At 61.1% G+C, this 20755-nt stretch carries 16 protein-coding genes; 4 read left to right on the plus strand and 12 right to left on the minus strand.

Annotated features, from left to right (window positions below; translation table 11 throughout):
- Positions 1-44 precede the first annotated feature (44 nt).
- The 12 genes from tssM to tssA form a co-directional block, all read right to left on the minus strand.
- A complete protein-coding gene (gene tssM, locus F3H58_RS17665; RefSeq protein ID WP_149743091.1) occupies positions 45-3524 on the minus strand; it encodes a type VI secretion system membrane subunit TssM in 3480 nt (1159 codons plus the stop codon).
- Entirely contained in the window at positions 3521-5023 is a 1503-nt protein-coding gene (gene tssL, locus F3H58_RS17670) for a type VI secretion system protein TssL, long form (RefSeq protein WP_149743092.1), read from the minus strand. Before tssL ends, tssM begins: the two co-directional genes overlap by 4 nt.
- Complete coding sequence (tssK, locus tag F3H58_RS17675) at positions 5020-6360, minus strand: type VI secretion system baseplate subunit TssK (RefSeq protein WP_059761087.1); 1341 nt, start codon at positions 6358-6360, stop codon at positions 5020-5022. The genes tssL and tssK overlap by 4 nt, the downstream gene beginning before the upstream one ends.
- Positions 6350-7555: a type VI secretion system-associated FHA domain protein gene (locus F3H58_RS17680; RefSeq protein ID WP_188128973.1), complete on the minus strand. Its 1206-nt coding sequence runs from the start codon at positions 7553-7555 to the stop codon at positions 6350-6352. Before F3H58_RS17680 ends, tssK begins: the two co-directional genes overlap by 11 nt.
- Positions 7556-7559: 4 nt before the next feature.
- Positions 7560-8564, minus strand: coding sequence for a type VI secretion system baseplate subunit TssG (gene tssG / locus F3H58_RS17685; RefSeq protein ID WP_149743094.1), 1005 nt, complete (start codon positions 8562-8564; stop codon positions 7560-7562).
- Between the two features lie 9 nt (positions 8565-8573).
- A complete protein-coding gene (gene tssF / locus F3H58_RS17690; protein WP_149743095.1) occupies positions 8574-10355 on the minus strand; it encodes a type VI secretion system baseplate subunit TssF in 1782 nt (593 codons plus the stop codon).
- Positions 10348-10857 (minus strand): type VI secretion system baseplate subunit TssE, encoded by a 510-nt coding sequence (gene tssE / locus F3H58_RS17695; protein WP_065654952.1) that lies wholly within the window; start codon positions 10855-10857, stop codon positions 10348-10350. Before tssE ends, tssF begins: the two co-directional genes overlap by 8 nt.
- Positions 10850-11674 carry a type VI secretion system accessory protein TagJ gene (locus F3H58_RS17700; RefSeq protein ID WP_149743096.1) on the minus strand — a complete coding sequence of 275 codons (825 nt, stop codon included), beginning with the start codon at positions 11672-11674 and terminating at the stop codon, positions 10850-10852. Before F3H58_RS17700 ends, tssE begins: the two co-directional genes overlap by 8 nt.
- Complete coding sequence (gene tssC / locus F3H58_RS17705; RefSeq protein WP_149743097.1) at positions 11671-13065, minus strand: type VI secretion system contractile sheath large subunit; 1395 nt, start codon at positions 13063-13065, stop codon at positions 11671-11673. Before tssC (F3H58_RS17705) ends, F3H58_RS17700 begins: the two co-directional genes overlap by 4 nt.
- A 55-nt stretch (positions 13066-13120) precedes the next feature.
- Positions 13121-14602, minus strand: a complete 1482-nt coding sequence (tssC, locus tag F3H58_RS17710; protein ID WP_035263814.1) for a type VI secretion system contractile sheath large subunit — start codon at positions 14600-14602, stop codon at positions 13121-13123.
- 99 nt (positions 14603-14701) lie between these two features.
- On the minus strand, positions 14702-15211 hold the full coding sequence (tssB, locus tag F3H58_RS17715; RefSeq protein WP_035263819.1) for a type VI secretion system contractile sheath small subunit: 510 nt from the start codon (positions 15209-15211) through the stop codon (positions 14702-14704).
- A gap of 66 nt (positions 15212-15277) precedes the next feature.
- The gene (gene tssA / locus F3H58_RS17720; protein ID WP_149743098.1) at positions 15278-16333 is read right to left on the minus strand and encodes a type VI secretion system protein TssA; all 1056 of its coding nucleotides are present in this window, start codon (positions 16331-16333) and stop codon (positions 15278-15280) included.
- Between the two features lie 220 nt (positions 16334-16553).
- On the opposite strand from tssA, the gene tssH reads away from it, so the two are divergent.
- The 4 genes from tssH to F3H58_RS17740 all read left to right on the plus strand — a co-directional run bounded on the left by tssH (position 16554) and on the right by F3H58_RS17740 (position 20753).
- On the plus strand, positions 16554-19208 hold the full coding sequence (gene tssH / locus F3H58_RS17725; protein WP_149743099.1) for a type VI secretion system ATPase TssH: 2655 nt from the start codon (positions 16554-16556) through the stop codon (positions 19206-19208).
- 57 nt (positions 19209-19265) lie between these two features.
- Positions 19266-19742, plus strand: a complete 477-nt coding sequence (locus tag F3H58_RS17730) for an Hcp family type VI secretion system effector (protein WP_003504561.1) — start codon at positions 19266-19268, stop codon at positions 19740-19742.
- A gap of 109 nt (positions 19743-19851) precedes the next feature.
- Positions 19852-20241: a Rap1a/Tai family immunity protein gene (locus F3H58_RS17735; protein WP_149743100.1), complete on the plus strand. Its 390-nt coding sequence runs from the start codon at positions 19852-19854 to the stop codon at positions 20239-20241.
- An 11-nt stretch (positions 20242-20252) separates the two neighbouring features.
- Complete coding sequence (locus F3H58_RS17740) at positions 20253-20753, plus strand: type VI secretion system amidase effector protein Tae4 (RefSeq protein WP_149743101.1); 501 nt, start codon at positions 20253-20255, stop codon at positions 20751-20753.
- The last annotated feature ends 2 nt before the right edge of the window (positions 20754-20755 follow it).

A 20755-nucleotide genomic window follows, 5' to 3' on the forward strand; every position in this document is an offset into this window, starting at 1 on the left:
CATCATAGATCCCCTCCTTGAAAAAACGGTGCGCCGCCCCGCCGCTAAAATTGTGCGGGGCAGGCAAAGCCGGCGATGGCGTCCAGCTTGAACGGGTTGAGAACCGAGCCGAACTGAATATCGAATTCGGCAGCCTGAGCGCCATTCGCAAATCGCACCCGCAGCAGGTCACCAGACTGGTTTTCGATGTCGGCGCCGTCGAACAGCCGGAATGGCGACCAGTCGCCGTTTTCGGTTTTCGCCTGCTGCCAGCCGCCCGGCTGGAAGGCGATGCGCGAGAGGCTCGCCGTGTTTTCACGCGAGGGCCAGGTGATCGATTTCGCCTGAATGGGGCCGTGATAATAAACCACCCGCTCGCCTTCGATTTCCAGCATCACCGCGCTGGAGGCATTGGTGAGCGAAACGGGTTTGACATTGATCGACACCGCCGGCGTCTCGCTGCCATTCGGGAAAAAGGCACGCGAAATCTTGTCGGCATTTTCAAACTGGGCGACGGCGCTGCTTGGAATGCCGGCGGCGCCGAAAGTGCCTTTCCAGCTCCAGGGGTTGGTGGTCTTGTCGACAAAGGCTTCCATACGCTGTTTGAAGAAGGACTGGAAAACCCCGGTTGGCCCGAAGAGACGGGTAAAATCCGCGATGGCGACATCGCGGGAAGACGACCTGTCGAAAGGATAACGCCCGGTCACGATGGAAGAGCAGAGCGATGCCGCATCGGCCGCCCAGAGTTCGGCAATGCGGCTGCGGGCGGATTTGACCGCAAGCGAGCCGACATCCGCCGCCACGCCCGCCACCCACACATCGAGGGGCGCCGGCAATTCACGGGCCTGCTGCAACAGATCCTGATTGGCCTTGGTGAGCTGGCTGTCCACGTCGAACACCTTGGCGACTTCGTCGGAGGTGGTTGCCGAGCGGGCAAGCTGCTCGTTCAGCATCTTGAAATGCGCGAGCAACTGTTCCGATGGCGAGCCTCCGGCCTTGCCGCCATTGGCCTGCTCGGCCGTTGTGGCCGCGCCTTTCGCCACCAGCATGTCGCGCAGTCTCGCATAGGGGTCGGCCGCGTTCACCGTGGCGGCCAGAACGGCCGCGGTCGCGTCGCCTTCAGCGGCGGAGGCGAGGGCGGCGGGGTTTGCTCCGGGGCGCAGATCGGTTGCCTCCGCGATCGATCTGGCAGCCTCCGCCACGATATTGCGTTCATTGGCAAGCGCGCGGGTTGTTTCCACCGCGTCGCCAAGGGTTTGGGACGGCTTGACCCGAAGGTCGGCCAGCGTATCGGCCCATTTTTTCTCGAAACGGTCGAAATAGATTTGCAGTGCGGCCTGCGCCACCTGCTCGACCGTGGCACCCCTTATGGCATCATCGGAACCGCGCACCCACCCTTCGGAAAGCGCGATACGCGCCGCATGGGCGACCTGCGGAATGACGACGCTGCGATATCCCTCCGCCGTGAAAAGACCTTCGATGCCTTCCGCCATCGGCGCTTTGCTGCGCCGCTCGAAGGCGCGCTCTCCCAGCGGGCCGAAGGCCGTGGCTGGTGTCCATTCCATCAGTTCCCGCGCCTGCGGAAGACCGGCGAGAATATCATAGGCGCGCGTGCCGGCGGCCTGGTCGCGGATGGTTTCACGGGCAGTGGCGATGAGCCGTGCATCAAGCTCAATCGGGGCGAGCACGCCGTCCGCCAGCGCTTTCGCATGCTGGTCGAGCGCTTGTCTCGCCGCCGCCCTTCCATCGCCGGGATAGAGGGATGCGAACATCTGGTGCGTCTGCACGGTCAGGAAATCGGGGTCCAGCGTACCCATGCCGCCAAGCATTCCGTAGAGCTTCAGCGAATTGAAGGTGCGCGTAACATCCTTTTCATCCTTGAGCTGTTTCTGGAGCTGCACGATCATGCGCGGCAGGAGCAGGGCATTGAGCGCGCGCTGGTAGGCTTCACGCTGCCGTCCCGCGATCTTGTCTTCCTGATCGAGCCCGAAGCTGACGTTCCACACTCTCTCGCGGGCAAAGCCGGAATTGACGTCGCGCAGATTGTCGAGCGCCGGAAGGATGCGGAGAAAATCGGCGTCGGAAACATCGCGCACGGGAATGCCCTGAACGAGTTGTTCATAGGCGCCAAGTTTGCGATCCGCTTCGGCAAGCGCCTGCGTATTGGCGAAATAGGTGAAAATCCAGCCGGTGAAGACGATGGCGACCGCGGCGGCCGAAACACCATAGGCGATGCGCCGCACCAGCAATTGCCGGCCGGAAAGGCGCTTGTCGCGCATCACCAGCGCGGCTTCGGGGAAGATGACATCCTTGAACAGCCGTGACAGGAAGTAGCTTCGGCGAGTTCTGGCCGCTGCGGGAGACCTTTCCGTTTCCGGCTGCGTTCCCGAAGCGAGATAAACGCCCCGCAAAAGCGGGGCTTCGATCAGCGGAGACCGTGCGCAAAGTTCGGTCAGGGCCTCATGGAGCCGGTCTTTCAGCCGCGCGAGTTCGGCGGGGAAACGGAAGATGCGGCCGCGCGTCTCGGCATTCTGCTCCTGCTGCAGGCGCTCGATCAGCATCGCATCGACCCGCTGTTGCAGCAGTTCGAACTCTTCTGTCAGGCGTTGCGGCAGGTTCTCGGCGGTATAGCTCTCATCCAGCTTGAAGGTCGTGCCCCATACCTGCTGGCGATCGGTCTTGTTGAAACCGTCGAAGAATTCGACGAAACCATGCAGCAGATCGGCCTTGGTCAGCACGATATACACCGGAACGCGTGCATGCAGATATTCGTCCAGTTCCGAAAGCCGCTGGCGGATGGAGCGCAGTTCCTGCCGTTGTTCCTCGGGATCGCGGGTGAGAAGATCGGGGATGGACAATGTCACCAATGCGCCATTGATCGGCTGCGACCGGCGATAGCGTCTCAGGAGACCGAGGAAACCTTCCCAGCCGGCTTTGGATGATCCATCGAGATCGTCCTGCGTGGTGTAACGGCCGGCGGTGTCGATCAATATCGCCTCATCGGCGAACCACCAGTTGCAGTTGCGCGTGCCGCCAATGCCCTTCACCGCGTTTTCGCCAAGCGCATCGCCGAGCGGAAATTGCAGGCCGGAATTGGTGAGCGCCGTTGTCTTGCCGGAGCCGGGTGCGCCAAAGATCACGTACCAGGGAAGGTCGTAAATATAACCGAAACGCTTTTTCGTGACCCGCCGCAGCAGCGCCAGCGCTTCCTTGAGACGCATCTGGATTTCGCCGACTTCGGCCTGGCGGTTGGCCAGGGCTTCCCGCTCGATACTGTCGACAAGTTCCTTGTCCTGCTTGCGCCCGCGATAAATCGTGACGGCGATATAGACCAGCCATATCGCCACAATGATGCCGATGGCGATGAGCCGGGCCTGCGTCGTTCCCAAGGGCTTAAAATCGCCCAGCGCGACCAGATAGCCGTAAAACCAGATGACGATGCAGAGCGCGACTACCCATAACAGCGACAGGAAACGACGGCCGACGAGAGCGGCATAGCTCTCGACATAGGATCGGATCGTATAAAAATAGCTCAATGGATTCATGGCTGTGCCTCTTGCGGCTGCTGTCCCGAACTGTTCTGGATGGTCGGCGAGAGAATGCCGGCGTCGCTCAGTTTTTCATCGGGATTAGTCAGGACCATGATTTCCGTTCTGCGGTTGATCTGGCGGCCTTCCTCCGTTTTGTTGTCGGCGATCGGGTCGCTGTCGGCACGGCCTTCCGTCAGGATCGCTTCCGGGCCGGTGAATTGTGAAAGAATGTCCCCGACCGCCTTGGCGCGGGCTTCGGAAAGGTGCCAGTTGGACGGAAACTCCACCGTCTTGATCGGCACGGTATCGGTATAGCCGATGACGACGGCGCGGAATTTCTCGGCCGCAAGCGCGCCGCCGATACGCTGGATGAGATCGCGGAACTGCGGGCTGACATCGGCGCTGCCGGTGGAGAACAGGCCCGAATTGTTAATGCGAATGCGCAGCCGCCCGTTTACATCCGCCAGCGTGACCAGCTTCTTTTCGACTTCCGGCTGAAGGAAGGCCATCAGCTTTTCAAGCCGGGAGGGTTGCCGTGGCTCCACCGTCTTCGGCGGTTCCACGACCTTGGGCGTTTCGACCTGCGCCGGTGGCTGAGGCGGGCTTGCGATCAGCACGCTCGGCGTCTCGTTCGGCGGCAGATGGGCGAGCCTCTCGAAAGTGACATCGGATGCGTTGTTGAGCGACAGCGTGAAGAAAAGATAACCAAGCGCAAAGGCAAGCGCCATCAGGGACAGCAGGGTCCACAGCGCGGCCATCGTGCGCAATGGCGTATGACGGGCTTCCACGCCTTTCCAGTGCGGCGAAAGCTCCCGTTCGAAGGTGCCGTATTGGCCTATCAGCGTCTTGTAGAGGCTGTCGCGGATGCGCGAAAGCTCCAGCGCACCCTTTGGCGAAACGCGGGTGCGCCCTTCGAAAGCCAGCGACAGGCACAGATAGATCAGCAGCAGCAGATCCTTGCTGGCGCCGGGCGACTGATGGAAATGGTCGAGAATGTCGAAAACCCGGTCGCCGCCGGTGACATCGTTGTGGAAGGTGGAGACAAGGCCGGAGCGCGCCCAGCCTGCCCGCACGCCCCAGGGTTTGCTCAGAACGACATCATCCACCGTGGCGCAGACGACATAATGCGCCGCTCTTGCCCGCTCGGGGCTGATGCGGGCGGAAGCGAGGTCGCGCTCGTAGCGGGTGATCGCCTCAATGCAGGCGCGGCGAAGCTGATCGGGATCCGGCTCCGCATCGCTGAAGCGCAGGAGATGCGCGAGGTTGAGGAGGGGAGCGGCCGATTGCACGAGCGTCGGCACATCGCCGCCGCCGAAATGGAAACCGGAGAGCAGCTGATCGACCGGCATGGCGGCCGTGCTTGCCTTCGGTCGCCCGGCCGGCCCGTCGGTCTCGACAATGTCTTCGAGGATCGCCGCCATGTTGCGGGCGTTCTGGTTGCGTCTGCGGCTTTCCTCGGTGATTTCGACCACCGTTGGCAAATCCTGCCAGGAAGAGGGGTTTTCCTTGCTCATTCGCGTAACGCCCACATTTCCATCTCAAGCCCGGGGAACTCGCCCGCCAGATGCAGGGCAATCGCGCCAGAGGTCTCAAGCTGCTTCCAGAGGGGTGATTGCGTGTCGATCTCGAAATAGACGGTGCCGGACCGATAGGGCAATTGCCGCGGCAGGACCGGCAGGGAGCGCACGGGAATGCCGGGCAGCGCCACGTTGACCAGTTCGGAAATCCGCTCCACCGGCCCAACCTTGATCTGTGCCGGCAGGCGGCGGCGAATGTCTTCGGCGGCCATATCCGCGCGCACGGCAAGCACGAAGCCGGCATCGCGCAGCAGCGTGCGGTCGTGGATGGTGCCGACGCGGACGCCGTGGCGGCGCTCCACCAGCTCGATCGCAACGGCTGCCTGTTCCAGAACCGCTGACAGCGATGTGCGCAGATCGTCGAAAACCGCCCCGAAGGTGGCTTTCAAGTCCTCGTGCCGATAGGGCGGGAAATCCGTCGCCCGCTTTTTGTCCGTGGTGAAGGTTGCAAGCTCGCCGGCAAGCTGGATGCAGTCTTCGTAAAAACGGATGGGGTGAAAACGCGTGGCGTTGGCGCAGCGATGCGCCAGCAGCGGATCGGCCCGGTTGAGGATTTGCAGCAGGAAATAATCGCCCACTTCCGCCGTTCCCCTGATCGTCGGGTCGCCGATGCGTTCGGCAATCGCCTGGGCGCGGTGGCGCACGATCCCCAGAAGCTCCGTCAGCAATTCGTTGAGGCGGGGCGCCGCCGCGCAGCTGAGGCTCGGAGGAATGAAATCCGGGTCCAGAATGACCGCACGGTCGGAGCGGACCTCGATGACCCTTGCAAGACCGATGAGATCGTAACCGGAAAGATCGTCGCCGGTTTTCAGGAATTTCAGGCTGAGACGGCCGACATCGATGGGGGCCACGAAATCCGTCTCGATATTCGTGTCGGAGACCTCATAGCTGGAAGCGGTGAAGCGCACATTGTTCGCATCGTTGCGGCCGCTGGCGGACATGTCGGCCTTGCCCGGCTGCCGGGCCGGCAGGGCGAGATAGATAACGGCGTTCTTGACGCTTTCGTCGAGATCGAGCGGCGGCGGCAGGTCGGAATCCTCCGGCGCTTCGAAAGGCGTTCCATCGGGAAGAACGCCGCGCAGGTTCGACAGGGCGAATTGCCCTATCGACAGCGCGCTGCGGTCCACGCCGATTTCGGCGATGCCCCACGGGTAAGGCGAGAGGTTGCGCGTGGTGTTGCGCACCAGCCGTTCGGTCCAGCGGTCGGATTGCTGAAAATGCTGGACGCGAAGAAACATGCCCTCGCTCCAGGCAACGCGGTTCTCATGTCTCATCGTGGTTGTTTACCCCCTTTGCATCGGCCGTTATCGCGTCAGGTTCCTGCGTGGGCGCGGCTTCACCGCGCGCTGCCCGCTGCAGGAACTGCCTGACCGGCAATGGACGGCCGTTTTCCTCAAATTGCTTTTTGTAAGTGGACCAGTAATCGGTCTTCATGATCAGCCCCTGCCAGTCGCGGCGCTCGATTTTGGCACGAAGATCGTTACCGGCATCGACGGAGGCTTCGAGCAGCCTCGGCTCGAGTTTTTGCGTGCAGCCGTGGATCAGGGTCTCAAGCGAGACAGCGAGCCGCCGCTGCTGGCGGATGAGCGTTTCCATCCGCTCGCTCAGGGAGGCTGAAGAACCGTGGCCGGCGCGCTCGCCTTCAATGTCGAGAATGGCCAGACAATCGGCGCTTTCCTGCTCCAGTGCGGTCAGAAGATCGCCGATCTCCTGCGCGGTCGAAGAGCCCGCAGCCGAGGCGCCCTCTGGGGTCAGCTCTTCGTCTGCTTCCGGGAAAACGCTGTCGAAATCCTCGTTACCTGAGGCCGAAACCGGACGAGAGATCATCACCGGCATGTTCAGTGCGTCGGTATGTTCGTGCTCGCTGCTCGCAACCGGCTCCTCGTCCCAGTTATCAGGCAGAACCGCGCCAATTCCGCGCGCTGCGGGCGGTTCGCTCCAGCCGATCTCGACATTTCGCGAAATGGATTTTGCCTTCCGGTTCGCGCCCTCGCGCCATGTTTCGGACCAGTCGTCGGCGGAGGCGGTGTTGCCCATCACGCCGCCGGCCGAACGGCCATTCGGGGCGATATCGGCAAGGATCGCGGAAATGGTCAGCGGCTCGTCACTCATGCGCAGGGAAGCATCGGGATCGGAAAAATCCAGCTCGGCATCGTCGCTGATGGCGACCTGAAAAACCTGCCCGCCAATGTTGATTTGCGAACCGTCGCGGAGACGCGCGCTTTCGCCTTCCAGCAGCAGGCGGCCATCGACCAGCGTGCCGTTCGCGCTCTGGTCAAGGATCGTAAAACCTTCACCATCGCGGCTGAGCGTGCAGTGCAGCTTGGAAACGCGCCGCTCATTGTCGTCGATCTGCCAGTCGCAATCGCGAGACCGGCCGATGACGCGGCGGCCGCGCTCGAAGCTCCACTGACTGGCTCTTGCGGCTCCGATATTTCGTGTGTCCTTGAGTGCAAGCTTCATATCCATGCCCTCACGCGGAAATCGCCGAGCCTTCCCGCTCGGTCACCACAGCATCGGCGCTGTCTTTTTCTGCGGGCGCCACGCGAGCCCAGCTATTCCAGCCGAGGCGGGCGGGGGCATCGGACTGGCCGAGGCGGCAAAAGGGAATGTCCTCCTTTTTCAGGATCACCTGCACATCGAAATGCAATGCGCTTCCGACGAACAGGCGTGTCAGCGAAAATATCTCCGCAAGCCGTTTCGATCCGGGCGTCAGGGCGAGATAATCCGCATAAGCGACGGGACCGATCACGATCCGGAAGCCGCCGCTCATATCTTCGACAGCGCTTCCCGCCGTCGTGTTCTGTCCGAGCCTCAGCCCGGATGCCTGTCCGAGCTGGCTTTGTTCGTGAAGCGGCAAAGCCACCCATCGCCGGCGAAACTGTTCGACATGCACCGGAAGTCCCGTGAATTCACAAAGCATGGAGGTCAGGGCCGAAACATTGCGGTTGCGGCCGGCCAGAAGACCGCTGAACCGCAGGAGCGCATCTTCGCTCACGCCTGCCTTTTCCACCAGACCGGCCGTGCGGAACCCGGTGAGTGCAAGCAGGGTTTTGCGAAAACCGTTCTCCCTCTGCTCGGCCGACCAGCGCAATCCCCTTGCAAGGCGGTATTTTTCCGTCGCGGATACGAACAGTTCGCTGAACCTTGCGGCGAACAGATTGAAGAAGCTCGCCAGCGCGCCGGAGCGATTGCGTTCTTCCCGCTGCAACAACTCGCCATAGGCCGGCGGCAGCGAACCGAGCGGCCCGACAATGGGCGCGAAGGCGGATTTCAGTTCCGCCTGGCCGCGTTTGTGGTTGAAGCCGCTGATCGCCAGCGGGGTCGGCTGTGTTCCGCCATGAGCGCCAACGACAATCCCGTCATCCGCCGAAACCAACTGGGCGACGCGAAACGCGGTGGCGGGCTCAAAACGGCCGGGATCGTCGCTGAGAAGCGCCGCCTGCCGGTCTTTCATGGTTGGCGTCTGCTGTTCCATCCCGGTCTCCTAGAGCAGCGGCCGGTCGGCCGCGCGGGCCGGCCAGCGGGCAATCGGTTTGGAATGGCCGCGCATCGTTGCCGTCAGCCGCGTGAAACTGTTGATCGAGGTGTAGAGCCCGAAGAAATGATTGAGGACATTGGCGAAAACAAATGCGGCGGGCCGCGCGATCAGCGCGGGATCGAACTCCACGGTGATGTCCGTTCCCGGCACCATGGCCGAGCCGATCCGGGCATGGGAATTCTGTGCCTCGACATTGCTGATCGCCTCCACCAGCTGCCGGGTCTCCGGGCTGTCCCTGAAGGAATAGAGCGAAAGAATGTCCTTCAGCGGCGCGCCGCCGCTGTCGGTGAGGGAGAGATGGTTGAGGAGGAGATGCGAGATCAGCCGCCATTCACGCGCCGAGCGCTCGTTGACGCGGATCGCCGCCGTCGGCGGCATCAGCGCATGGATGGATTTTATAGCCTCGTTGCCGGACGAAAGCTGCAGGAAGGGGTGACCGCCGCCAAAGGGGAGCTGGCTTGGCAACTCGCGATTGATGCACAGCGTATCGATGCTCGCCACCATGTCGAGCGGTCCAAGCGGTCCGCGCTTCTGATCCACGAAAGCGATGTCCGTATCGGAAGAACCGTCGTCATCGAAACGGCGCTGTATCTGCCAGAAAACGTTTGCACCGTTGTTGCGCTGGGTGCGGCCGAAGAACGGGGAGGTCTTTTCGGTCTGCCCGGAACGGCTGGTCAGCTGGACGTTTTCGACGGCATAGATTTCGCGGGTCCGCTGCCGCCGCGCATCCGGCAGCAGGCGGTATTCCGTGCGCGTGCCATCGAGGCTGAGCGGTTCGCAGCTTTGCTTGAACAGGTTGATAACCGGCGAGGCGTTCAGCACGAAATCCCGGACCGATACCATGCGCTCAAGCTGCGTGTCCGCCGCATCCAGATAGATGTAAAGTTCGCAGTCGCCGCCGCTCCATTTGTGCAGCCCGTCGATATCGAGAAAGAGAAATTTCTGCGGCAGCGCGAAGAATTCGGTGAGAAGCCGGTATCCGTTAAAGCTGTTGGCCGGATAGGGCAGCATGGCCTGATCGCGCGTGTAACCGGATGGCGTGAGATTGCCGGCGGGCAGGAAAACGGCTTCCTTGTCCTCGGCGTGCCGCGCAAGCGCCATGCCCACGCAATGATTGGTCAAAAGCTCGTAAAGCGCCGTGGCCTGTTGCCAGGCGGCGGACAGAAAAATCTGAAGCTTCGTCAGGCCCATTTCCGGGAAGGTGCCGCCGCGCGGCGCCGTGCTGCGCAGCGAAAGCCGCAGGCAGCTAGCGGCGCCGGCAAACGAGGCCGAAAAAGGCGCGTCGATCGGCTGGCCGGACAGCGTTGCGGCTGCGATTTGCAGCGGCGCGATCTCCACCGCCTGCGTGGTGCGAAAACGGCAGCTTTCGCCACCCACAGGCTCGGCAAGGATTTCGCTGTGCCGGGGAAGTGTCTGCACGGTTGCGAGCGCCGTGCTTGGGGTGAACTGAACCACGCTCATGGACGGGATCGGCGCAAGATAATGCGGGTAGAGCGTTTCCAAGAGGCTGTCCGACAGTTCGGGAAATTCGTCGTCCAGCTTCTGGCGCACACGGGCAGCGGAATAGGCGAAACTCTGGATCAGCCGCTCGACATGCGGATCGTCGGCGACATCGCCCGTCATGCGCAGCCTGCCGGCAATCTTCGGAAACGCCGCCGCGAAACGCGATGCGCGTTTTCGGAGCGCGAAGAGTTCGTCATTGTATTTTTCGAGAAAGCCGTCAGCCATTCGTCGCCTCCACCAGGAAACGCTGCGTTGACGGGTCGATCCGGGATTCGAAGCTGATCGGCGGCATGCCTTCCTGAAGGCGGAAACTTGCCTGTATACGCATGCGAAGCGCCCGGTCGCCATCCGTGCGGTTTTTGAGGATCGTCACATGCACGTCCGCAAGGCGGGTTTCGAACAGGGAAATACGCCGCTCGATGCTGCGTGCGAGCCGCGCCTTGGAGGCATCCGTCACCAGATTGGCCGAAAGAATGCCGTCCACGCCATAGCTCACCAGCGCATCGGACAGTTCCTTCAGCGCCGCCGGCGGGCCGGCGGGGTTACGGCGGGTATTGAGCAATGCCTCGAGATCGCGGCGGATCACCTCGCGCATCTCGCGTGCCTGATCCTTCAGGCTCACGAGCATATCCGTTTCCGCATCCGGCGCGTCATCGAGCAGCCGGTCCAGAACGGAGCGCGACAGCGTTCTCTGCCGCGCGCGATATTGCTCGAGCGGATCAACCACGGGCGATCTGCCTTTCATCGTCGGAGGCGGCGGAAAGGGAACCGATCTCGTGGAACGGCACCACATCGTCGCCAATCAGCAGGCAGCGCTGGCCTCGCCCGGTTGCCAGAGGCTGGTCTTCCTCGCTCCATCGGGTTTCCCGCCCGAGGAGGAGGCCGACATCGTCCTTCGCGCCGTGATAGATGGCCGGAAGCAGCACGGATGCGACCGCGCCGTCGCGCAATGTCAACTCAGCCCCGCGAAAAGCGAGGTCGCGCGGGCGGCTCATCGGGTCGATGGCGAGGCTTTCTATGCGACCGTAATCGATCCAGAGGTAGCGGCCGCCATTGGTCAGCACCTCCAGCGCATGCGGAATTCGGTCGTCCAGATCGCGAATATCGCCGGCGCTCTTGCCGTTGCGGCCGATTGGTACATTGCCACGTTTTTCATCGAGTTCAGCCAGTGCGGTTCTGGCGGCATCCGCATCGCCGCTGCGTGCGGCGATATTCGCCCGGATGGCCAATTGATCGAGTTCGGACGGACCGCCGGGGAAATCCGGCACCGCGCCGGTTTCGAACCACGCATTGCGTGCGGCCATGGCGCGCAGCTGATGGCGAAAGAGAGAAAAGCCGACGCTTTCCTGAGGCGAGAATGTTGCGGCCAGATTGCATTGCGCATCGGCCTTCTCATAGTCGCCGGCAAGGACCAGCAGATCGATATAGAAATGGCGGCCATCCTTGTCGGTGGGCTTTGCTTTGACGTGGTCGCGCGTAAGACCGATTGCGTCCTGCAACCGGTCATCGTCGAGAAGGCGGGAAATATCGTCGCGCAGCGTCATGCGGGTATCCTTTGCGGCTCGGCTGGAGACCGGGATGCGGCGGCGGGCGGCATCATGGTTTCGGCAATGAGGTGGAAGCTCGTGGAGACGTCATCGAGCTGGAAATGCGGCTGGAGGCGCACGGTGCAGGAGAATGTTCCGGGCTTGCCGGGAACCTCGAAGACATTGATCCCGGCAGACCGCAACGGGTAGCGCGTGCGCAGCGCAGCTTCCGCATCGTCATTGCCGAGCGTGTAGGAGGAAAGCCAGCCTTCCAGCTTGCGCTCTATCGTTGAGGCATCGCTCAGCTGGCCGATATCGTCGCGCATGATGACCTTGAGGTAATGTGAGAACCGGGAGGCGCACAGCACATATTGCAGCATGGCCGCGAGGCGGGCGTTCTGCCTTGCTGCTTCGCTGGAATAATGGCCGGGTGCATGCAGGGACTGGTTGGCGTTGAAGATCGCCATGCCTGACAGGTAGGTGGTGGAGACGGGCACAATGCCGAGATCGGAAAATTGCTGCTCCTGTCCGGTCGTCAGCTGCACTTCGACGGGCGGCTGCGCGGAAAGGCCGTTGCTTTCGATGCCGAGATCGAGCGGCGGCAATTGCCGGGAAGAGAGCATGCCGCCATCCACGGCATCCTGCGTCACACCGCGCAGATCCGCAAACCAGCCGGAATCGACGAAATTGCGTACCACCACCGTGGCAAAGGCGAAGGCGGCATTGCCCCACAGCAGGGTCTCGCCGCTTTCCGCCACATGCTCGCGGAATGGAAATCCGTCATCGCGTCCGCGCGCATAGGGCCTGTAGGGCGAGCGCAGCAAAACGCGCGGCGCGACAAGGCCGACAAAGCGGGAATCGTCGCGTGCGCGCAGCGCATTCCAGCGCAGCCGCGATTTATCCTGCTTCAGCGAGGAAAAGTCGTGAACCCGGCTGAGTTCGGCAAAATCCTGCAGGCCGACGGCGGAAGGAGCTGCCGCCGCGACGAAGGGGCAGAAGGCGGCCGCAGCCACCATGCCGATCTGCGACAGCGTGGTGATGGAATCGGCGCCCTGAAGATCATCGGGGGAAAACGCATAGTCGCCGATCAACAGGCCGACCGGCTCGCCGCCCGGCATGCCGAATTCGCGATTATAGACGACCTCGAAAAGATGGCTCTGGTCGAAGTCGGTGGCGCGTTCGGTGTTGCGGGCAAGATCGCGCCAGCTGGCGTTCAGCAGCTTCACCTTGACGTCTGCGCCGCGGCCAGCCTCGCGAACGACCATGGCAAGCCCGCGCCATCTCGCTTCCATCGCCTGAAAATCAGGGTGGTGCAGAATGGCGTTCACCTGGCCGATCAGCGCATCGTCGATGAGGGCGATGAGCTGGTCGGCGAAAATGCGGGCGTCCGGAAAGGACTGATGCGCCATGAGCGGGCTCCGGGTGACGAACGGGGCCGGGGTGGCGGACCACCCCGGTCCGGGCTCAGTTCTTGGACGGAATACGGGCGACCATGCGCAGCGAGGTCGTCAGTTCTTCCATCTGCAACCAGGGCCGCATCCATGCGACCGCATTGTAGGCGCCGGGTTTGCCCGGCACTTCCTGCACGGTCACCTTGGCGTCGCGCAGCGGATATTTCGCCCGGCTTTCTTCGCCCGCTTCGTCATTGGCGTTGACGTAGTTGGCGATCCAGCGGTTGAGCCAGACTTCGCAGTCGGACGCTTCCATGAAGGAGCCGATTTTGTCGCGGCCCATCACTTTGAGGTAATGCGCGAAGCGCGACGTGGCCATGATATAGGGCAGGCGGGCTGAAACGGCGGCGTTGGCTGTGGCTTCCGGCTTGTCGTAAAGCTTCGGCTTGTGCGCGGTCTGGGCGCCGAAGAACACCGCATAATCCGTGTTCTTGTAGTGGCAGAGCGGCAGGAAGCCGAGTTTACCGAGTTCGGCGTCGCGGCGGTCGGTGATGCCCACTTCGGTCGGGCATTTCAGATCGAGATCGCCGTCATCGCTGGAGAAGACGTGCATGGGCAGATTTTCCACCCGGCCGCCATTTTCCGCGCCACGGATAGCGGTGCACCAGCCGCTTTTTGCAAAAGCGTCGGTCAGCTTCGTGCCCATGACATAGGCGGCGTTCATCCAGCAATATTCGTCATGCTGCAGGTCGCCATTCACCGCACCCCTGGTTTCGTCGTATGCGAAATCATCGATCGGGTTGGTTTTCGGGCCATAGGGCATGCGCGCCAGAACACGCGGAAGAGCGAGCGTGACGAAACGGGAATCGTCGCTTTCGCGGAAGCTGCGCCACTTGGCATATTCCACCGTATCGAAAATCTTCTCCAGATCGCGCGGGCGTGCAAGATCGCGATAATCCTCGAAGCCGAACATGTGCGGGCTGGCCGCCGAGATGAACGGCGCAAAAGCGGCCGCCGCAATCGACGAGACACCCTGCAGCAACTGCACGTCGTCGAAGGAATTGTCGAATTCGTAGTCACCGATGATCGCGCCGAGCGGTTCGCCGCCGGGTGTGCCGAATTCGTCTTCGTAGATCGCCTTGAACAGGCGCGACTGGTCGAATTCTACGGCCTTTTCCAGATCGCGCGCCAGTTCCCGCTTGCCGGCGTTCATGACACGGATCTTCAGGTTGACGCTCGTTTCGGAATTCTTGACGAGATAGTTGAGCCCGCGCCAAGTGCCTTCGAGCTTGGCGAATTCCGGCGCCTGCATGATGGCGGCGAGCTGTTCGGAAATCGTCCGGTCCAGTTCGGCAATGGCATGGTTGAGGGTGACGGTGAGGTTGCGGTCGTATTTGACCGTTCCCTTCAGCGCCTGGTCTGTCAGCGTGCGCAGAAGATTTTGCGCGCGGTCTGGTTCGGTCTGGCGAGTTGCGGCAACCACCTTGGACAGCAGTCCCTGATCTTCGGCGGTCGTTGCCTGTGCTTCGTTTTTCAGCAGGCTTTCAGCGCTCATGTTTCAGTCCTTCCACATGCGGCTTTGAAAAAATGCCGCTTGAACAGTTGAAGCCCCGCAATCGGGGCCGTTCGGGGAGGTTTTCCTCCGCACAGGCGATTATTTGCTCGCGCCGTTCTTTTCCTTGAGTTCGGAAACCAGCGTTGCGAGATCGGTCTTGTTCTGCAGAATATCTTCCAGCATCCGCTCCAGATCTTCCGAACGGTCGGCCTTGGAAAGCAGGTCGCGCAGTTCGTTGCGGGCGTCCAGAAGCGCCTTGAGGGCGGGAACCTGCTGCACGACGGCGCCGGGTTCGAAGTCGTCCATGCTTTCGAACTTCAGGTTGACCTGCATGTCCGTGCCGTCTTTCTGCAGCGTGTTGGCAACGGCAATGTTGAGGCCAGGCGTCATGCGGCGCATCACCTCATCGAAATTGTCGCGGTCGATCTGAACGAATTTACGTTCGCCGAACGGCTTCAGCGGCTGGGTCGGATTGCCTGAGAAATCGCCGAGAACGCCGACGACGAAGGGCAATTCCTTGACCACCATCGCGCCTTCGGTTTCGACTTCGTATTTGATGTGGACGCGGGGCTTGCGAACCCGTTCCAGCTTTTCGTGTACACTTGCCATTTCAACCTCCTTGATGCCCCTTGGCATGGCTGACTGTTACGGGACGGTGTCTCCGTCCCTTGCTCGTTATTTTCCGTTGTTGTCTCCACCGGGCTTGATCCCGGCGGCCGTCAGAACTGCATTGCGGGCCTGCGCTTCGGGCAGAAGCTCCGCCAGCAGTTCGGAAAAATCCATGCGTCCCCTGCGAACCAGCGTTTCGATGGATAGCGAGATCGGCGAATGCGGTTCGGTTCGGCGAAAGTAACGCGCAACCGAAAGAAGAGTTTCAAATGCTTCATCGCGTGAGGATATGCCTTCCGGTGACGTCGCGGCTGTTCGTGCCGCCGGTTGTCCGTTGTCGTTGGTTTCGGGAACCGCGGCTGCCGCCTGCTCGACCGGCGCCGGCTCCTGCTCGCGCCCGCCCAGCGTGCGGATGGCCGCAGCAGCTTCGATGAGCGTGTTGCGGATATTGGAGCTGGGTGGCGCAGACTGGCCGCAGCGTTCGGTAAGAACCGCCATGATGGCGTCGAAGCTGGAGAGACAGGCGTTTACCTCGGCCAGATGGGAAGACATGGCGGCAACGCCTGCTTCGGATGCCAGCCGATACAGTTCTTCGCGCCGTTTGCTCTCGTTTGGCCGCTGCGCCAGCTGGAAATCCCAGAGGCTGTGCTCTCCAAATTTTCCTCCGGGGATCAGCGGCGCAAGCCGGAGCGGCTGCACAAGCGTTCCTTCGGTGCCGATGCCGTTCAATCCCGCAAAAGGTGCAAATTTTTCCTCATCATTATCATCGCTGATGGAGTGCAATGAGTCCCAGTGGTTGTAAAAAAGATCGCCACAAAGCTCATAGATTTCTCGCAGTCCAGGAAAGCCGCGCAGCCGCAGGCTTGCTTCGGCAAGCCACGCCAATATTTCTACGTCCTTGCTTTCGGAATATATAATCTGCAATCCAAGATTGCTGACACTGTCCCAGCTACTGGAGATCTTTAAGTTATCCTGTGGGGACGCGGCGCGCTCTTCTGTGCGTGCCTGGTTTCTTTCATCCTTAATTCTGTAGTATATTTCACGCGTTCTTGAATCGATGCGGATGTTTTCTCCGCAATCTCCGAAAAACTCTATATCTCTTTTAACATGCGGCGCGTTCAAGAGCAGTCTATCCCCAGAAAATAGTAATGGATTTTTTGTAGTTACTTCCCTTACGTAAGGCTATTCCTCAGACAGACTTATTCAAAATGTGTCTAAATTGTGGCGTCTACTGCCTAATCTAACCCGATAAAAAATAAACTTCGGGGTGGACAACCCGGTTTCATCATCATAGTTATTCCACGTCACGTTGTGGAATGAACCCGGGCAGGAGGCTCATTGCATGTCGCATATCGATCTCAATCGCCTCGTTGAAGCGCTTGAGCCTGACCTGCGCGTCACGCTTGAAGCAGCGGCTTCCGTTGCGGTGCGTATGGGGCACAGGTACGTGGATATCCCGCATTGGCTGCTGGCGGTTGTAGATGCCGGTATCTATGCGAAAACATTCGAGGAATTAAAAATTCCACTTCCGGTATTGCAGGCGGAAATCGGCCGCAGCCTGGAAGAGGCCGTTATCGGTGATGGCGAGGCTTTGTCGCTCTCACAGAACATTCTGACGGCGGGCCGTGAGGCATGGGTTCTCGCGTCGCTGGAGGCCGGGCGCGACCGCGTGACGCTTTGCGATCTGCTTCTGGCGATGGACGAGGAAACCTCGCTTCGCTCTTTCGTCCGCTCGGCATTTCCGTCGCTGAAGGCGATGGATCGCGCGGCTCTCGAACGCCTTCGCAGTTCGGTTGAAGACAGCAGCGGAAGAGAGGTTCCTGCCGCGGCGGCGGGTGCCGCGCCGGCCGCCGGCCAGAACGATTTTCTGCGCCTTTACACCCAGGACATGACAGCCGACGCCCGGAACGGCAAGGTCGATCCGGTGATCGGGCGCGATGACGAATTGCGCCAACTCGTTGATATTCTTACGCGCCGTCGTCAGAACAATCCCATTCTGGTGGGTGAGGCCGGGGTTGGCAAAACGGCGGTCGCCGAAGCGCTGGCGCTGGAAATCGCTTCCGGAAATGTGCCGGAAAAATTGCGCAACGTCCGCCTTCTGAACCTCGATATTTCGCTGCTGCAGGCCGGTGCCGGCGTGAAGGGTGAGTTCGAGCGCCGTCTTCATGGCGTGATCGATGCGGTAAAACGCTCGGCCGAGCCGGTCATCCTGTTCATCGACGAGGCGCATGGGCTTGTCGGCGCCGGCGGTGCAGCCGGACAGGGCGATGCGGCCAATATTCTCAAGCCCGCTCTCGCGCGGGGAGAAGTGCGCACCGTCGCGGCCACGACCTGGAGCGAATACAAGAAATATTTCGAAAAGGATGCGGCGCTGACGCGTCGTTTCCAGCCCGTGCATGTGCGCGAGCCGGATGAGACGACCGCGATCCGCATGTTGCGTGGTGTCGCCGATAGCTTCGTCAGCCATCATAACGTTGTGGTTCGTGACGAGGCGATTGTGGCGGCGGTGCAATTATCCGCACGTTACATGCCGGCGCGGCAATTGCCGGACAAGGCCGTCAGCCTTCTCGATACGGCAGCGGCCGCCGTTTCGCTGGCGCGGCAGACCCTGCCGGAACGGCTGCGTGCCATGGAAAGCGAGCGGCGTCTTCTGACCGATGAGTTGAACTGGCTTCTGCGTGAACCGCAGGATGACGAGATGCAGGGCCGTATCCAGTCGATACGCGACGAAGTCGAGAAGCTGGAGAGCGGGATCGACGATCTGCGCGGCCGTTACGATGCGGAAATGGCTGAACTCAGCGAAGAGCAGCCCGTTGAAACCGGCGCATCGAATGTGTCGCGCTTGCGGCCTGCGGCTGAGACCAAGCCGGCAAACGTCGAAAGACTTGTGCCGACGGTGGTCGACCGTGAAGCGATTGCATCCGTCGTATCGCGCTGGACCGGAATTCCGCTCGGGAAGCTTCTGGCGGACCAGATCGAAAGTGCCCGCACGCTGGATGCACGCATGCGGCAGCGGGTGGTGGGGCAGGATGCCGCAATTACCCGGATTGCCGATGCCATGCGCACCGCCCGTGCCGGATTGTCCGATCCGCGCCGCCCGCCGGCGGTGTTTTTCCTTGTCGGCATGTCCGGAACGGGCAAAACCGAAACGGCGCTGTCGCTGGCCGATCTGCTCTATGGCGGCAACAGCCATCTGACGACGATCAACATGTCGGAGTTCAAGGAGGAGCACAAGGTTTCGCTGCTTCTCGGTTCGCCGCCCGGTTATGTCGGTTTCGGCGAAGGCGGCGTGCTGACGGAAGCGGTGCGCCGCCGGCCGTTCGGCGTTCTCCTTCTCGATGAGATCGACAAGGCCCATCCCGGCGTCCAGGATATTTTCTATCAGGTGTTCGACAAGGGCGTGCTTCGCGATGGCGAAGGCCGCGATGTCGATTTCAAGAACACCACGATCTTCATGACGGCCAATACCGGTTCGGAACTGCTGGCCGCGCTTTCCGCCGATCCGGATACGATGCCGGAAGGCGAGGCGCTGGAAGCGCTGCTGATGCCGGAGCTGACCAGACAGTTCAAGCCCGCATTCCTCGGGCGCACGATCATCCTGCCCTTCATGCCGCTCGGTGCGGAAGAACTTGCAAGGATCGTGGATATGCAGATCGGCAAGATCAGGGAACGCGTTCTCGCAACATACGGCGCCGACCTGACCCTTTCCGATGCCGCGCGCGACGCGCTGGTGGCGCGCGCCGGTGCAAGTGAAATTGGCGCACGCGCCATCGAAATCATGATCGGCAAGGATCTCCTGCCGCCTCTTTCCAGCTTTTTCCTCGAAAAAGTCATCGCGGGAGAACGCGTGGGCAAGATCGTTGTCGATTTTGGTGAAAACAGGTTCGGCATTCGTGCCGAAGCGGCTGGGGAAACAGATGAATTCGCCGCGCCCGAAGAGGGTGGGGTGGATGAAGTTGCCGCGTCGGAAGGGGCTACCCGACGCATGCGGCATTAAACGAAGGGTAACGCGGCCTCGAAGCAAGAGGTCATTTCAGCTACAGGAGCTTACAGCATGCCAATTTATCTGCAGATTGACGGTATCCAGGGCGACGCCACGCATGAGGAACACCGCAAGTGGATGGACATCGAAGCCATTCACTGGAACGTAGCGCGCAACATGAACACTTCTGCCGGTTCTGCTGCAAACCGCGAAGCATCCGAACCGACCATTTCGGAAGTCATTCTGACCAAGGTTAGCGATTCTTCTTCCACCAAGCTTTTCCAGGAAGCCTGCGCTGGCCGCACTGGCAAGCTCGCAACCATCCATCTGGTGACCACGGGTAATCCGGGCAACACCTATATCGAGTACCTGCTGACGAACACGCTCATCGCCAGCTACTCGGTGGATTCCAGCGGTGACCGTCCGGTGGAAACCATCAAGCTCAACTTCACCAAGATGGAAGTGAAGTACACGCCGTTCGACGACAACAACTCGCCGCAGTCTCCGATGATCGCCTCTTACGATCTGGCGACGACGAAGGCCGCTTGATAGCGACGCGACCCGGTGCCGGTATTTGCCGGCACCGGAACGTTTTCATTGCAGTTTTGCAGCTCACGTCGTGATGTTTCTCATCCACGTTGGACGAGGCGGGTTTTTAATGCGCTCCCTATATGCGTTTTTTGTTTCCGTGCCGGTTGTTCTGGCTCTGTCCGGTCTTTCGCAGGCGGCTGCCGAGGAACGGACTTGGATATTCTCCGGTGCTGAACTCAAGCAGGCCATCGAGGGCAAACTTGCCCCGGAAGTGTCTGATCCGGAAATGCGGCGGCTGGTTTCCGTCGCAAAATCGAGCGCCTACATCGCCGGTGTGGCCGATCTGACAAGCGGATCGGACTGGTGCGGTGCGGGTGCCGTGGCGCCCCATGAACTCACCGACCGGATCTACACCTATCTCGGCGATCTTCCTGCGGAAAAACTGGATGAACAGGCAGCCACTCTCGTGCGGGAGGCGCTCAAGGTCTCCTTTCCCTGTGAGCAGAAAAGTAACTAGTGGGACGAACCATGCGTGTTAACTTTGACACTCTCTATAAGAATTATCCGAGCAGCGACCCGTCGCATCCGAACTATCTCAGCCAACGTGATCTGTTCACGGAAATTGGCTGGGACGATTTCATCGGCAATCCGAACTATCACAATACCTGCGCCATTCGCGTCAGCATCGCTTTCGTGAAGTCGGGCATCAACATCGTGCCCGCCTCGCACCGCATCCAGAAGGGCCCCTATGCCGGAAAGGGCATAGAGGTGAACATGCGCCGCCTTGCCAACCTGATGAAGCGGACGAGCTATCTTGGCGAACCCGAGCCTTTCACCCCCGCGACGGCGCGCAACGGCATCGGCGCGCGCAACGGTGTCGTGGCGTTCAACAATATCCCCGGCTACACCGGCGGCGGTCATATCGATCTTGTGCGGGGCGGCTCCGAAGCCACCCAATGCGCTTCGGCCTGCTACTACAATTCGGAAACGATCTGGTTCTGGCCCCTGCAGTCCAGCCGCGGGTCCTGATT

Origin of the sequence: Rhizobium sp. NFACC06-2 (genome assembly GCF_900101425.1) — a bacterium.
In the GTDB taxonomy this organism is placed as follows: Bacteria; Pseudomonadota; Alphaproteobacteria; order Rhizobiales; family Rhizobiaceae; genus Agrobacterium; species Agrobacterium leguminum.